This window comes from Streptomyces sp. Root1304 (assembly GCF_001426405.1).
Classification (GTDB): Bacteria; Actinomycetota; Actinomycetes; order Streptomycetales; family Streptomycetaceae; genus Streptomyces.
The window spans coordinates 151,167-165,687 of the sequence record NZ_LMEP01000001.1; the positions used below are offsets into that span (position 1 = coordinate 151,167).

The 14,521-nt window shown below is 70.6% G+C and carries 15 protein-coding genes; 11 read left to right on the forward strand and 4 right to left on the reverse strand.

Annotation, left to right across the window (positions count from 1 at the left end; genetic code table 11):
• Positions 1-92 precede the first annotated feature (92 nt).
• From xseA to ASD33_RS00640, 3 genes are all read left to right on the forward strand, one after another.
• Entirely contained in the window at positions 93-1,304 is a 1,212-nt protein-coding gene (gene xseA / locus ASD33_RS00630; RefSeq protein ID WP_056551580.1) for an exodeoxyribonuclease VII large subunit, read from the forward strand.
• Between the two features lie 92 nt (positions 1,305-1,396).
• Complete coding sequence (locus ASD33_RS00635; RefSeq protein WP_056551582.1) at positions 1,397-1,678, forward strand: exodeoxyribonuclease VII small subunit; 282 nt, start codon at positions 1,397-1,399, stop codon at positions 1,676-1,678.
• Positions 1,679-1,964: 286 nt separating this feature from the next.
• Positions 1,965-2,555, forward strand: a complete 591-nt coding sequence (locus ASD33_RS00640) for a malonic semialdehyde reductase (protein ID WP_056551584.1) — start codon at positions 1,965-1,967, stop codon at positions 2,553-2,555.
• Positions 2,556-2,674: 119 nt separating this feature from the next.
• Here the strand turns inward: ASD33_RS00640 and ASD33_RS00645 are convergent, their stop codons facing one another.
• Positions 2,675-3,208: a DUF4245 domain-containing protein gene (locus tag ASD33_RS00645; RefSeq protein WP_199863421.1), complete on the reverse strand. Its 534-nt coding sequence runs from the start codon at positions 3,206-3,208 to the stop codon at positions 2,675-2,677.
• 117 nt (positions 3,209-3,325) lie between these two features.
• Here ASD33_RS00645 and glpX point away from each other — a divergent pair, with 117 nt between their 5' ends.
• Positions 3,326-4,360 (forward strand): class II fructose-bisphosphatase, encoded by a 1,035-nt coding sequence (gene glpX, locus ASD33_RS00650; RefSeq protein ID WP_030320583.1) that lies wholly within the window; start codon positions 3,326-3,328, stop codon positions 4,358-4,360.
• Positions 4,361-4,490: 130 nt separating this feature from the next.
• Here the strand turns inward: glpX and ASD33_RS00655 are convergent, their stop codons facing one another.
• On the reverse strand, positions 4,491-4,862 hold the full coding sequence (locus ASD33_RS00655) for a WhiB family transcriptional regulator (RefSeq protein WP_056551586.1): 372 nt from the start codon (positions 4,860-4,862) through the stop codon (positions 4,491-4,493).
• A gap of 149 nt (positions 4,863-5,011) precedes the next feature.
• The gene (locus ASD33_RS00660) at positions 5,012-5,731 is read right to left on the reverse strand and encodes a DUF1707 domain-containing protein (protein WP_056551588.1); all 720 of its coding nucleotides are present in this window, start codon (positions 5,729-5,731) and stop codon (positions 5,012-5,014) included.
• A 318-nt stretch (positions 5,732-6,049) separates the two neighbouring features.
• On the opposite strand from ASD33_RS00660, the gene ASD33_RS00665 reads away from it, so the two are divergent.
• A complete protein-coding gene (locus ASD33_RS00665) occupies positions 6,050-7,720 on the forward strand; it encodes a fumarate hydratase (protein WP_079044472.1) in 1,671 nt (556 codons plus the stop codon).
• 312 nt (positions 7,721-8,032) lie between these two features.
• Positions 8,033-8,656, forward strand: coding sequence for an HAD family acid phosphatase (locus ASD33_RS00670; RefSeq protein ID WP_056551592.1), 624 nt, complete (start codon positions 8,033-8,035; stop codon positions 8,654-8,656).
• Positions 8,657-8,668: 12 nt separating this feature from the next.
• Here the strand turns inward: ASD33_RS00670 and ASD33_RS00675 are convergent, their stop codons facing one another.
• Positions 8,669-9,142: a dirigent protein gene (locus ASD33_RS00675; protein WP_242426797.1), complete on the reverse strand. Its 474-nt coding sequence runs from the start codon at positions 9,140-9,142 to the stop codon at positions 8,669-8,671.
• A gap of 393 nt (positions 9,143-9,535) precedes the next feature.
• On the opposite strand from ASD33_RS00675, the gene ASD33_RS35325 reads away from it, so the two are divergent.
• The 5 genes from ASD33_RS35325 to ASD33_RS00700 are packed head-to-tail and all read left to right on the forward strand — an operon-like array spanning position 9,536 to position 14,487.
• On the forward strand, positions 9,536-10,000 hold the full coding sequence (locus tag ASD33_RS35325; RefSeq protein ID WP_157869974.1) for a hypothetical protein: 465 nt from the start codon (positions 9,536-9,538) through the stop codon (positions 9,998-10,000).
• Between the two features lie 12 nt (positions 10,001-10,012).
• On the forward strand, positions 10,013-11,803 hold the full coding sequence (locus ASD33_RS00685) for a hypothetical protein (RefSeq protein WP_056551598.1): 1,791 nt from the start codon (positions 10,013-10,015) through the stop codon (positions 11,801-11,803).
• A complete protein-coding gene (locus ASD33_RS00690) occupies positions 11,800-12,492 on the forward strand; it encodes an ABC transporter ATP-binding protein (protein ID WP_056551600.1) in 693 nt (230 codons plus the stop codon). Before ASD33_RS00685 ends, ASD33_RS00690 begins: the two co-directional genes overlap by 4 nt.
• Complete coding sequence (locus tag ASD33_RS00695; protein ID WP_056551602.1) at positions 12,489-13,724, forward strand: ABC transporter permease; 1,236 nt, start codon at positions 12,489-12,491, stop codon at positions 13,722-13,724. The genes ASD33_RS00690 and ASD33_RS00695 overlap by 4 nt, the downstream gene beginning before the upstream one ends.
• 34 nt (positions 13,725-13,758) lie before the next feature.
• Positions 13,759-14,487, forward strand: coding sequence for a lipoprotein (locus ASD33_RS00700; RefSeq protein ID WP_079044473.1), 729 nt, complete (start codon positions 13,759-13,761; stop codon positions 14,485-14,487).
• Positions 14,488-14,521: the final 34 nt, after the last annotated feature.

Below are 14,521 nucleotides of genomic sequence, written 5' to 3' on the forward strand. Positions count from 1 at the left end.
CCGGCCGTACGCGCGGGGTGCGTCCCCCGCCGTACCCGTCCGGCGGCCCGCGCGCCCCTGACGTTGTCGTACCGCGCGGTTACGCTCGGTCCATGGCTCTGACTACGTCCGCCGAAGCACCGCTTCCCGTCGGTGAGGTCTCCCGGCTGATCGGGGGGTGGATCGACCGGCTCGGGGCGATCTGGGTCGAGGGGCAGATCACCCAGCTCTCGCGGCGCCCCGGCGCCGGGGTCGTCTTCCTGACGCTGCGCGACCCCTCGCACGACATCTCCATCGGCGTCACCTGCTACCGCCAGGTCTTCGACGCGGTCGCTGACGTCGTGTCCGAGGGCGCCCGGGTCGTCGTGCACGCCAAGCCCGAGTGGTACGCGCCCCGCGGGCAGCTGTCGCTGCGGGCCGTCGAGATCAAGCCGGTCGGGATCGGCGAGCTGCTCGCCCGTCTCGAACAGCTGAAGCGGAGCCTCGCCGCCGAGGGGCTCTTCGCGCTGGACCGGAAGAGACCGCTCCCGTTCCTGCCGCACCGGATCGGGCTCGTCTGTGGTCGCGCGTCGGCCGCCGAGCGGGACGTCCTGGAGAACGCGCGGCGCCGCTGGCCCGCCGTCGCCTTCGAGGTGCGGAACGTGGCCGTGCAGGGCGTGAAGGCGGTCCCGCAGGTCGTCCAGGCCGTCAAGGAGCTCGACGCCCACCAGGACGTGGACGTGATCATCGTCGCCCGGGGCGGCGGCAGCGTCGAGGACCTGCTGCCGTTCTCGGACGAGCAGCTCGTCCGCGCCGTGGCCGACTGCCGTACGCCGGTGGTCTCGGCCATCGGGCACGAACCGGACTCGCCGCTGCTCGACCTGGTGGCCGACCTGCGCGCCTCGACCCCGACGGACGCGGCCAAGAAGGTCGTCCCGGACGTCGGCGAGGAGCTGGACCGGGTCCGCGGGCTGCGGGACCGGGCCCTGCGGACCGTACGGGGCCTCCTCGACCGGGAGGAGCGCGGACTCGCGCACGCGCTCGCGCGGCCCGTCATGGAGCACCCGCAGCGCATGGTCGAGGTCCGCGAGGACGAGGTGGCCGCGCTTCTCGCGCGCAGCCGGCGCGTCCTCGGGCATCTGCTCGACCGGGCGGACTCCGAGCTGTCGCACACGCGGGCGCGGGTTCGCGCGCTGTCGCCCGCGGCGACGATGGAGCGGGGATACGCGGTGCTCCAGCGGGCGGACGGGACGGTGGTCCGCTCCCCGGAGGAGGTCACGGAGGGCGAGGACCTGCGGGCCCGGGTCGCGGAGGGCGAGTTCGCGGTCCGCCGCGTGGCCGGCTGACGGCGGGCGGGGCAGCGGGCGGCGGACGCGGCCGCCGGAACAGGCAGCGGCAGGCATCGAGAGAGAACCGGACACGGAGGATGGAGCGACACATGGCACCGGGAACGGACGCGGACGCCGGTACGGAAGCGGGCTCGGCTACGGAGGCGGCCACCGCCGCCGACGAGACGGCGCTCGGCTACGAGCAGGCACGGGACGAACTGATCGAGGTCGTGCGGCGGCTCGAAGCGGGCGGAACGTCCCTGGAGGAGTCCCTGGCCCTCTGGGAGCGCGGGGAGGAACTGGCGAAGGTCTGCCGCCGCCGCCTGGAAGGCGCGCGGGCCCGACTGGACGCCTCGCTCGCGGCGGAGCGCGCGTCCGAGGACGCCGAGTAGGCCCGCGGGGGGGGCGGGGCAGGATCCACGAGCTGGGGGCTACAGGGCCCATATGCCGGGGGCGGCGGGACCCACAAGCAGGGGGGCGGGACCCACGAGCAGGGGCGAAGGGACCCACCCACCCCCGCCCTGGCCATGCGCACCCCCCTCGTCATAGACTTCCGAGTGAAGCGGATCACTATCCGGATGGATTAGTTGAAGTTTCACCAATCATGCGCGTACTGTCGAGGACATCGCTTGAACCGCTTACGAGCGACCCCCTTGTGCAGTCCGGAAGGTACGCAGCATGTCTCTCGCCCTTGACCCCGCCGCCCAGGACCTCCTCTTCCGCGAGGCCCGCACCGCCAACACGTTCACCGACGAGCCGGTGACCGACGAGCAGGTCCAGGCGATCTACGACCTGGTCAAGTTCGGCCCCACCGCCTTCAACCAGAGCCCGCTGCGCGTCACGCTGGTCCGCTCCCCCGAGGCCCGTGAGCGCCTGGTCAAGCACATGGCCGAGGGCAACCAGCCCAAGACCGCTTCGGCCCCGCTCGTCGCGATCCTCTCGGCCGACAACGAGTTCCACGAGGAGCTCCCGGCCCTGCTCCCGCACTTCCCGCAGGCCAAGGACATGTTCTTCGCCGAGCGCCCGGTCCGCGAGCAGTCCGCCGTCCTGAACGCCGCCCTCCAGGCCGCGTACTTCATCGTGGGCGTCCGCGCCGCCGGCCTGGCCGCGGGCCCGATGACCGGCCTGGACTTCGCCGGCGTCCAGAAGGAGTTCCTGGACGACGACCACACCCCGCTGATGGTCGTCAACATCGGCAAGCCGGGCGAGGACGCCTGGTTCCCGCGCTCCCCGCGCCTGTCCTACGAGGACGTCATCACCACCGTCTGATCCCGACGGCACGCACCACGGCACGCCTGACGGCCTGCCCGGCGGCACACGAAAGGCCCCGCACTCCTCCGAGTGCGGGGCCTTTCGTCTCGTTCACACCTTCCGGTGCCGCCGCCGGCTCACGCCTGCTTCGACCGGAGCGAGCCCGCCATCTCCGCGAGCCGCTCGAAGGACGCGGTCCCGGTGACCACCGTCGTCGCCCCGCCCTCCGTACGGACGAGCGCGTCGTACTTCGGGCCCTCCCAGCGCTGCCAGACCTGGCCGCCCACCGTCTCGGTCTTCCCGGTGTTCTTCGCCCGCTGGGTGACATCGGGCACGAAGGTCCCCGGTGCCGCCGTCGACTGGTGGATCGCCACGTACTGCGTGTCCGGGGAGAGGAAACCGAGCTGCCAGGCGTTGGCCTTCTCGCGCTTGTACGAGACGACCGTCGCCTTCCAGCCGTCGCCGAGGCCTTCGGGGGCCAGCACCGGATACGGCGCCGCCCGCTGAGCCGTCAGGAGCTCGACCCGGTAGTCCTTCGCCTTGACCGGTTCGGCGCTCTCATCGTGCGGAATGAAGAGATACATCACTCCCGCGGCGACCAAGATCACCCCGAGGGACTGGAACATTCCGCGTACCGTCTGCCTGCCTCGCATACCTGCCACGCGCACCATGGTCGCATCAAGGGTCCGTGCTCATACGTGGGCCCCTCTGCTCATTTTGTCGACGTACCGATAGAGTCGCAGCACCCTCCCTTAACCGGCCGTCGCCGTACAGAAAGGTGCGTTCCGATGACCGAGCAGCAGAATCTGCCGCCCGAGCTCGTGGTTTCCCCCGAAGCTCCCGACCGCAACCTCGCCCTTGAGCTGGTCCGCGTCACCGAGGCCGCCGCCATGGCCGCCGGCCGCTGGGTCGGCCGCGGCGACAAGATCGGCGCGGACGGCGCGGCGGTCAACGCCATGCGGACCCTGATCTCCACCGTCTCGATGAACGGCGTCGTCGTCATCGGCGAGGGCGAGAAGGACGAAGCCCCGATGCTCTTCAACGGCGAGCGGGTCGGCGACGGCACCGGCGCCGAGGTCGACATCGCCGTCGACCCGATCGACGGCACCACGCTCAACGCCAAGGGCATGCCGAACGCCATCGCCGTGCTGGCCGCCGCCGACCGCGGCACCATGTTCGACCCGTCCGCGGTCTTCTACATGGACAAGCTGGTCACCGGCCCCGAGGCCGCCGACTTCGTCGACATCAACGCCCCCGTCTCGGTCAACATCCGCCGGGTCGCCAAGGCGAAGAACTCCTCGCCCGAGGACATCACGGTCGTCATCCTGGACCGCCCCCGTCACGAGGGCATCGTCAAGGAGATCCGCGAGACCGGCGCCCGGATCAAGTTCATCTCGGACGGCGACGTCGCCGGTTCGATCATGGCCGTCCGCGAGGGCACCGGCGTCGACATGCTCATGGGCGTCGGCGGCACCCCCGAGGGCATCATCTCCGCCTGCGCCATCAAGTGCCTCGGCGGTGTGATCCAGGGCAAGCTGTGGCCGAAGGACGAGGCGGAGCGCCAGAAGGCCCTCGACGCGGGCCACGACCTGGACCGCGTGCTCTCCACGAACGACCTGGTCGGCGGGGACAACGTCTTCTTCGTCGCGACCGGCATCACCGACGGCGAGCTGCTGCGCGGCGTGCGCTACCGCGCCGAGACGGCGACCACGCAGTCGCTCGTCATGCGCTCGAAGTCCGGCACGATCCGCCAGATCGACTCCACGCACCGGCTCTCGAAGCTGCGCGCGTACAGCAAGATCGACTTCGACCGGGCGAAGTAGCCCGCCGGGTCGGACCGACCCACGCGACGGTACGGAGAGGGGCGCCCCCATGTGCGGTGGGGGCGCCCCTTCCCGTACGGGACCGGCCGGCGCGGACATGTCGCGTGACAGGCCCCGCGGCAGGCCCCCGTCAGCCCGCCTGGGCGATCCGCTCCGTCGCGGCCGCCTTTCTCAGTTCCACCTCACGGCGACGGCGGCGGGCGAGCGCGACGCGGCGCTCGGCTGCCGTCAGGCCGCCCCACACCCCGTACGGCTCGGGTTGGAGCAGCGCGTGCTCGCGGCACTCGACCATCACGGGACAGCGCCCGCAGACCCGCTTGGCCGCCGCCTCGCGCGCCAGGCGCGCGGCGGTCGGTTCCTTGGACGGGGCGAAGAAGAGCCCGGCCTCGTCCCGGCGGCACACCGCCTCCGCGTGCCATGGACCGGCCTCGTCCTCCCGGGCAGGGGCGCGCTGAGGGGGTACGGCGGCGACCTGGAGGGGCTGATGCGGCGGTTGCAGCACGGTCTACTCCTGACGACGGCTTCGCGAGCGAGCGGCGATGCCCCAGCCCTACCCGCTGTGCGCGCGCCTATGCACTGCGTGCCGTGCCGTTCCGCACTGCGGAGACCCGAGGACGAATTCCGGTCACCCCCGGGGCCGTGATCCCGGCGTCAGTGGCCGAGATGCTTGCGCAGCCGGTCCTGGAGGTCGGTGATCCACTTTCCGCGCTTGGGTCTCGCCTCGACGTTCCCGAAGACCGAGTAGCCGTTGATGACGACGACCGGGGCCTGCGGGTCGACGCCCTCCAGGGTCACGACCTCGAAGTTGCCGAAGATCCCGCTGCCGCTGCCGCGCAGGCTGATGTTCTCCGGGACCCGCACCTCCACGTTGCCGAAGATCGACGTGGCGTTGATCGTGGTGAGCCGCTGGGCGAAGATCGCCTCGGTCAGGTCGATCTCGATGTTCCCGAAGAGCGCGAAGGCGTTCGTCCGGCGGCTCACGCGCCAGCGGCCCTTGCGGGTGGTGCTGGAGAAGATCGCGACCAGGTTGTCGGCCGGGCCCTCGGCGTCGTCCGCCGCGTACGCGTACGCCGGCGCGGCGTCCTGGTGGGTCCGGGCGCCCGGCAGGTCGCGGACGATCGGCTCCAGCTCCCCGACGGTCTTCGCCCGGTACACCGCGTCAATCCGGTCCGAGTGCTCCTCGGCGTCGAGCCGCCCCTCGGCCAGGGCGTCCCTGAGGATGTCCGCGATCCGGTCCCGGTCCGCGTCCGAGGCGCGCAACGCGCCCTGCGGGTCGGCGAATTCGGTCTCTGCCGGAGCGTGGTCGGCGGGCGACGCCTGCCGCTGCGGCTGCGGCTGCTGTTCGGGTTCGGGCTTCTTTTCGAGGTCCACGGATGCAGCCTAGCGAAACGCGATAGATCGCGACCAGGGGGCGGGCCGTGGCCTGTGGACAAACGCCTGACGGCGGTCTCCACGGCCGCCCCGGCGACGGTCGCGACGACCGGCCCGGCGACGGTTGCGACAGCCGGCCCGGCGGCACCCTCGGGTTTCGACATCGCCCCCGATCCACCATCCCCACCGCCCCCACGGCCCCCACGGCCCCCAAGTGAGCCTTACCTCACAGGACCGTCCCCCCGCCGTCGTTCTACGCTGGAGGGCGCACTGCCAACGGAGGCGGTGCGCCGTCTTGCCGAGTGAGGAATGGCCCCCATGCCAGAGTTTGCGTACTCCGATCTGCTCCCCCTGGGAGAGGACACCACGCCCTACCGCCTGGTGACCTCCGAAGGTGTCTCCACCTTCGAGGCCGACGGCCGTACGTTCCTCAAGGTCGAGCCGGAGGCGCTGCGTACGCTCGCCGCCGAGGCGATCCACGACATCCAGCACTTCCTGCGCCCGGCCCACCTGGCCCAGCTGCGCCGGATCATCGACGACCCCGAGGCCTCGTCGAACGACAAGTTCGTCGCGCTCGACCTCCTCAAGAACGCGAACATCGCCGCCGCCGGCGTCCTGCCGATGTGCCAGGACACGGGCACCGCGATCGTCATGGGCAAGCGCGGCCAGAACGTGCTGACCCCCGGCCGCGACGAGGAGGCCCTGTCCAAGGGCATCTACGACGCGTACACGAAGCTGAACCTCCGCTACTCGCAGATGGCCCCGGTCACCATGTGGGAGGAGAAGAACACCGGCTCGAACCTGCCCGCGCAGATCGAGCTGTACGCGACCGACGGCGGCGCGTACAAGTTCCTCTTCATGGCCAAGGGCGGCGGCTCCGCCAACAAGTCGTTCCTCTACCAGGAGACCAAGGCGGTCCTCAACGAGGCCTCCATGATGAAGTTCCTGGAGGAGAAGATCCGTTCGCTCGGCACGGCGGCCTGCCCGCCGTACCACCTGGCGATCGTCGTCGGCGGCACGAGCGCCGAGTTCGCGCTCAAGACCGCGAAGTACGCCTCCGCGCACTACCTGGACGAGCTGCCCTCCGAGGGCTCGGCCGAGACCGGCCACGGCTTCCGCGACAAGGAGCTGGAGGAGAAGGTCTTCGAGCTGACGCAGAAGATCGGCATCGGCGCGCAGTTCGGCGGCAAGTACTTCTGCCACGACGTCCGCGTCGTCCGCCTCCCCCGCCACGGCGCCTCGCTGCCCGTCGCCATCGCCGTGTCCTGCTCGGCCGACCGCCAGGCCGTCGCGAAGATCACCGCCGAGGGCGTCTTCCTGGAGCAGCTGGAGACGGACCCGGCGCGCTTCCTGCCGGAGACCGAGGACTCCCACCTCGACGAGGCCTCGGACGTCGTGAAGATCGACCTGAACCAGCCGATGGACGACATCCTGGCCGAGCTGACCAAGTACCCGGTCAAGACCCGCCTCTCGCTCAACGGCCCGCTGGTCGTGGCGCGCGACATCGCGCACGCCAAGATCAAGGAGCGGCTGGACGCGGGCGAGGAGATGCCGCAGTACCTGAAGGACCACCCGGTCTACTACGCGGGCCCCGCGAAGACCCCCGAGGGTTACGCCTCCGGTTCCTTCGGCCCGACCACGGCGGGCCGCATGGACTCGTACGTGGAGCAGTTCCAGGCGGCGGGCGGCTCGAAGGTCATGCTGGCCAAGGGCAACCGGAGCAAGCAGGTCACCGACGCGTGCGACGCGCACGGCGGTTTCTACCTGGGCTCGATCGGCGGCCCGGCGGCGCGGCTCGCGCAGGACTGCATCAAGAAGGTCGAGGTCGTCGAGTACGAGGAGCTCGGTATGGAGGCGGTCTGGAAGATCGAGGTCGAGGACTTCCCGGCGTTCATCGTCGTGGACGACAAGGGCAACGACTTCTTCCAGAACCCGGCGCCGGAGCCGACGTTCACGCACATCCCGGTGCGCGGCCCCGGCCTCGGCTGACATCGGGCGGGACCGGCCCCGCACACTCCGGCGAAGCCCTCGTTCCCCAGCGGGAACGGGGGCTTCGCCGTCTCTCGCGGGCCTCTCGCGGGCCTCTCGCCGGTCTCTCGCGGGCCTCTCGCCGGTCTCTCGCGGGCCTCTCGCCGGTCTCTCGCGGGTCTCTCGCCGGTCTCCCGCGGGTCTCCCGTCCGTCGCTCGTCGATCTCCGCTCAGAAATTCGCTACCGGCCGGTAGCCCTCCCGTCGCCTACTGGCCAGTATGGGTCGCGAGCATGTCAACCACTGAGCACCGGTCGACCCTCGGGAGCCCCCCATGCCCTCCGCCAAAGCCACCGCCACCGCCGCACTCGGTCTGACGGCCCTCCTCGTCGTCGGCCCCGCGCCCGCCGCCTTCGCCGCCGACCCGGACACCCACGTCCTGTCGACCGCCGCCGTCAAGGAGGTCGACTACGGCACCTGGCGCCGCGACGTGGCGGCCGTCGTCGCCGAGGCCCGCCCGTACATCGAGGCACGCGCCGAGAACGCCGGACGCCAGAAGCAGGCGATCGTCCTCGACATCGACAACAGCTCGCTGGAGACCGACTTCCACCCCTTCTGGGAGCTGCCGACGCCGGCCATCGCGGACGTGCGCGACCTCGTGCGCGAGGCGCACGCGCGCGGAGTGGCGGTCTTCTTCGTCACCGCCCGCCCCGGCATCATCCACTCCCTGACGGACTGGAACCTGAAGCAGGTCGGCTACCCGGTCGACGGGCTGTACGTGCGCTCACTCCCCGACCTGTTCTCCGAGGTCAGCGCGTACAAGACGGAGAAGCGCGCGGAGATCGAGGCCAAGGGCTACACGATCATCGCGAACATCGGCAACAACACCACCGACCTGGTCGGCGGCCACGCCGAGCGCACCTTCAAGCTCCCGGACTACGGCGGCAAGCTGTCCTGACCTGCCGGGGCCCTACCGCACGTTGATGTGGAACTCCATCCGTTCGTAGTCCCCGTCGGGGGTCGAACGGATGTAGCCGCGGGCGTTCTTGAAGTCACCGGTGCCGCCCGTGACGGCCACGTCGAAGGCGGCCGGTGCGCCCGCCGAGGTGTCGAAGGTCGCGAGCGTCTGGCCGGCCAGCTGTCCGCCCGGTCCGCCGTCCAGCTCGAAGGTGCCGACGCAGTTCGCCTCCACCGAAGTCCCGGACACCCGGACCACGGCGCAGATCACCCCGTCGCGGCCCACCTTCTCGCCGCCCTTGGTCTTGTAGAGGTCGTCGGCGAAGGTGAAGGTCTCCCCGACCTTGGACGGCGGCCCGCTCTGGTCGCCGCCCGGGGCGGGGACCTCCTTGGCGTAGAGCGTGAACTCGAACCCGTCGCCGCTGTCGGCGGCGACGGGCACGACGGCGCCGAACGCGGCGGCCGCGACCGTACACACACCGAGCACAGCGAACCTCCTGAAGCTCCGGGACATGTCCTGCCTCCTCGCGGGTGGTGGATCTCCCCCTCGGCCCGCTTCACATTCTCCGACGCCGACCCCGGCTCCGCCCGTTCGGGCCGTGGCGCATGGCGGGCGTGCGACCGTCGAGCCGTTCGGCAGGGCCGACCGGAACATCATTCTTTCGGGTCGAAGATTATGCGTGACCCTCCCTCCGAGGGCAATGCGTGACGGCTCCACCGCCCCCTCACGCGTTTCAGCCGCGCCAAGGGAATCTGATCACCGAAGTAGCATCACGCCCGGCGAGCATCGCCCGATTCGGCCGACGGCCTGCCCTATCCGCATTTCCATTCGAACGCGATTGCGACCGATCGCGGAGGAAACTTCAATCGGGGAGAGAACATGCGTGTGAAGAGCGCGGCGATGGCGACGGGGTTAGCGGCCGTCGGCCTGCTGATCGCGGGGTCCGTACCGACATCCGCGGTGAGCGACACATCGACGACGACGCTGGCCGGAGGAATCACCGTCCAGGCCAACGCCTGGAACTGCAACCTCTGGTCCAGCGCCTGTGACTGGGCCACCTCGGCCAAGGTCAACCAGAGGGTCACCTGGGTCAAGAACACCGCCACCGTGTCCGTGAACAGCGGCTCCATCAGTGTCTCCGCAGCCGGAGCCGGATACACCTCGGGATCCAGCACCAACCGGATGCGCACCATCTACTGGACGAACACCAACGCCAAGGTCTCCGACCTGCGCGGCCAGGTCCGGGTCAGTGGGGGCACGTTCCCGAGCGTCACCACCTGCTCGGACGCCTATCTCTACAACCGCGGCAATGGCGTGAAGGGTGGGGCCTCGGCCTGCACCTGACCTGCCCTCACGATGGCGGCCCGGCTGCTGGGCGGGCCGCCATCGCCTCGCCAGCAGTTCGCCCGGGAGCTGATCTCTGTGAAGAAGACGAGTCGGCCCGCGCTCTACGGCCTCGCGGCACTCACCCTGGTGGCCGGGGCCCTCTTCGGAGGCCGCGGACTCGAAGGAGACGAGCGGGAGGAGGGGCCGTCGAGTCGGCGGCAACAAGCCCTGGCCTCGCAACTGGAACGGTTCCGCGGCGACAACGGACTGTTCGTCGACTCATTCGCCGCGGTCAATCGCCCCGGCCTGTACCAGAGCGCCTATGCGTTGTCCGCACTGCACACCCTGGGATATCCGGCCGAGGTGACACTGCCCGATTCGGAAATCCGGCAGCAGTTACTCCCATGGCTCGACCAGGACCCCCTGTGGGGGCACTACTACTTCGCCCTCCTGGAGCAGGCGACAGGGAAGACGCTCCACACGGAAGAAGACGTCGACAGCCTGCATGCGACCCTCACCGACGCGGGATACTTCCGAGATCCTTCCCCGAACAGCCCACCCGATTCCGATTCCACCGAGCCGCTGAGGCTGAGCCAGACGGTGGCCGCCCTGGAAGCCCTCAAGCAGTTCGATTCTCCCGCCTCCGAAGCGGAAGCCGAGAAGATCAGATCCTGGCTGCGGAAGGTCCGGCCATCGGACCGACCTCCGCAGATGGTCGTCGAATACCATCTCGCTCGCGCCTTCGAACTGATCGGCTCACCGATCCCCCGGTCCTCGAAAGCAAGAACAAGCTCCTGGTCTCCGCCCGAGCGGCCGGCGTCAGCAGAGAGCCGCAGCGCCCAACTGACCGACACTGCCGCCTACGTACTCCTGGCGGGCATGACCGGCGTGGACATCTCCCCTCGTCGCGCCGAATTGAAAAACATCCTCAGAACGCGCGACGGCGAACTCGCCGACCCCCAACTGGCGTGGATGGTGGCCAGGGCACTGAATCTCCTGCCCGATCAGGAAGCCGCTGCCCCCTTGACCGCCGAGCTGAGGCGACACCTCCTCAAGAACGGACTCGCGTCCAGGGCTCAGTCCCACCTGGGCACCCTGGGAGCGTCGTACCTGGCGCAGCGCCTGCGCCTGGCCGAAGGGCTCCCCACGGCGGACAGCCTGCTGCGGGCCGGACTTGAGAGTCCTCGGATTCAGGAGTTCCGGCGAGGTGCCGTCCTGGACCGCGCAGTGTGGCTCACCACGTACCGACTGGCGGGCGGACACGTCTCGAAGGAGGAGGAGAGAGCCGTCCGCGCCTCACTCCGCGACGGGTTCCCCCACGTGGCGACGGCCGAGAACATCCAGGAGCTCTCCCACTACGTCGACACGATGCAAATCCTGGAAGAGCCCGTTCCGGGGTTCACCGTGACTCGGTGGACGGGAGAAGGCCGAGCCTCGCGGAACCTGCTGAACCTGCTCGTCTTCAACCTCTCCCGAACGGGACACCTCGGGCTGCTCGACGCGCCCCCTTCTCCGACGAAACTGATTGCCGAGGCCGAGGCCCAATTGAGTACCGCTACCGTCACCGAGGCATCACTCACAGCAGACGCGGCCAGCTCGCTGGGCTGGGTCACCGACGGCCTCACGAGCCGGCGGCTACGGAAGAAGATCGAGGACCGGACCGGATGCGACGAAGGGTCGCTCATGGTGCGGGACACGACCGACAGTGACGAATGCAGCATCTCGGCCACTCTCGCGGCAGCCCGATTCTCCCAACTGCTCGAAGTGCCCGGAGCGGGTGCGGAGCAGCCGTCTCTCCCGGAATCCGAGGACCGCTCATGAACGCCCCCTTGCTTCGGTCGAGCGGGCTCGCCCTGCGCTTCACCGGGTCCTCCAAGGACGTCACCGCTCTCGAAGGCGGTGACATGTGTGTGCAGCGGGGTGAGGTCGTGGCTCTGCTCGGGCGTTCGGGCAGCGGAAAGACCACCTGGATGAACATCGCGGGCTTGCTCCTCCGCCCCGACTCCGGCCGGCTCGTCATCGACGGCACCGACGTGCTCACCCTCGACGACACGGAACGCACGGTGTTCCGGCGCGATCACATCGGCATCGTCTTCCAGGCCTTCAACCTGCTGCCCCAGCTCTCGGCGGCCGAGAACGTCGCGCTGGCCTCGCCACGCGGGCCGCGCGGGGGGCTGCTCCGGGCCGGGGAACTCCTGGAGTCCGTGGGTCTGCAGCACCGCGCGACCCACCGGCCCGGCGAGCTGTCGGCCGGGGAGCAGCAACGGGTCGCGCTCGCGAGGGCACTGGTCAACGACCCCGCGTTGATCCTCGCCGACGAACCCACGGGGAATCTCGACGAGGAGACCGAGACCGAGGTGCTCGGCCATGTCCGGCGCGCCGCCGACGCCGGCCGCGGCATCGTGCTCGTCACGCACAGCCGACGGGTCGCCGAGTTCGCCGACACCGTCGCCGTCATGCGATCCGGTCACGTCACCATGTCAACCGCACAGGAGGTGGCCGAGGCATGAGGAGTCTCACCCTGGGAGCCGTCAACGCGGCCCGATTCGCCCGTCGTCTCACCGCTTCCCTGATCACCCTGGTGCTCTGCGGGGCCGTCGCACTCGCCGCGGGAACGCTGTCCGCGGCCGGAACACAGCAGGCCGACGCGACCCTGCGGACCGGATCCGGACTCCGCCAGATCGACGTGCGGAACCTCGACGACAGCGGTGAGACCGCCAAGCGGCTCACCCCCGCCGCCCTCGCGTCCCTCCGCGGGCTTCCCGGAGTCGAGAGTGTCGAGCCCTCCCTGAACGCCTCCTTCACCGTGGAGAAGACGACAGGTGACGGCGGCGAGGGGTTCCCCGTCCTGCTGTACGCGAACCTCGTCCGGCCCTCGGTCTCGCCCCCGCTTCAGGCGTCCGTACGCGAACGGGTGTTTCCGCTACGGCCGGGAGAGATCGTCCTGCCGGCCCGGGCCGACGGGGAGGATCTGACCGGACTGCTCGGCAGGACGGTCACGGCCGAGTACACCCGGCGCACCGCGGAAGGACAGGGCACGGGTGTGTCCGCCCGCGTGCGGGTCGTCGGCATCAGCGATCCGGCGTGGCAGTGGGACGGCCCCAGCGCGGCCCATGCCGCCCCCGGTGAGGTCGCGGCCTGGGCCGCAGCCAGGTCCGGCGAGTCTCCCGAGCGCTTCCTGGCCGGTGAGGGCTACAGCGGCGCAACCGTGGTCGCGACGTCGGAGAGCCAGGTCGGGCCGGTCGTGGCCGCGCTGACGGAGCGACACTACTTCGCTGTCGGCGTCCGGGACCGGGTGGCCGAGCTTCCCGGGGTCCTCGGCCTGTTCCAGTGGCTGTCCCAGGGCCTGCTGGTGCTTGTCACCGCGGTCGGCGTACTGGCCGGACTGGGCATCGGCGGCGCGGTCGTTCGGACCCGCACCCGCGAAGTGGGGGTGCTGCGAGCCGTCGGCTGGACCCGGAGTGAGGTGTTCCGGGCCTTCTCCACGGAGATCGGTCTGCTCGCCCTGGCCGCGGGCGTCCTCGCCTCCGTCCTCGGGACGCTGATCGGCGGAGGATCCGTCCTGGGCCTCTCCACTCTCGAGGAGTTCCGTCAGCACCTTCCCGGCGGCTGGGTCTCGCCCCCGCTCTGGCAGTCGGCGGCCACGGTCCTCCTGTCCGTCGCGGCCGTCCTCGTCGGGGCCATGCGCCCGCTCCGGAAGGCCGCCTCGCTCGATCCGGTGGCCGTGTTGAGGGACTGGTAGCGACCCGTTCGAGCGCCTCCGGGATCATGGCCGTATGTCAGAGAGAACACCAAGAGGTCCGCGCCCCCTCCGGGTCGTGCTCCCGGCCCTGGCCGCGCTGGTCGCGGCCGGGAGCCTCACCGCATGCGGAAGCCCCGAGCCCCTGCCCGAGGTGCGGCAGGGGGAGCGGCCCGCGGGCGTGCCGTCGGCCGGGAAGCCCTCGGCCGGGAAGTCCTCGGCCGGGGAGTCCTCCGACGGCGGGGTCTCCGACGGCGGGGTCTCCGGTGGCGTGGCCGAGGTCGGGGGCGTCGTCGGGGGGCCCGGGAGTGCCTGTGTGCTGCCCGTTTCCTTCTCCGCGGCGGCGAAGTGGGTGCCCGAGGCCGTCCGAGGGGGCGACGATCCGGAGTTCGCGGCGCTCACGCGGCAGGGGCCCGCGACCGTTCGGTGCGAGGTGGACGCCAAGCCTGCCGGGCATCTCGGGTACCTGCGGGTGTGGACGGCCGGGAAGGGGTCCGCGCGCGCGGCCCTCGAAGGGTTCGTGAAGGGGGAGCCGGGCGCCTCGAAGGTCGTCTACAAGGAGACCCGGGCCGGGGCGCTGCCCGCCACCGAGGTGCTCTACACGGTCTTCGACAAGGTGCGTGAGGAGTCCAAGGAGGAGCGGGCCTTCGCCGTCGCCACTCCCAAGGGCACGGTGATCGTGCACCTCGGCGGGCTCGACACCGACGAGCACCGGGCGATGCTCCCGGCGTACGCGCTGGCCCGTACGACGCTCAAGCCGCTCTGAGGCGCGCGGGCGGTCGCCGGCGGGGCTCCCCGCA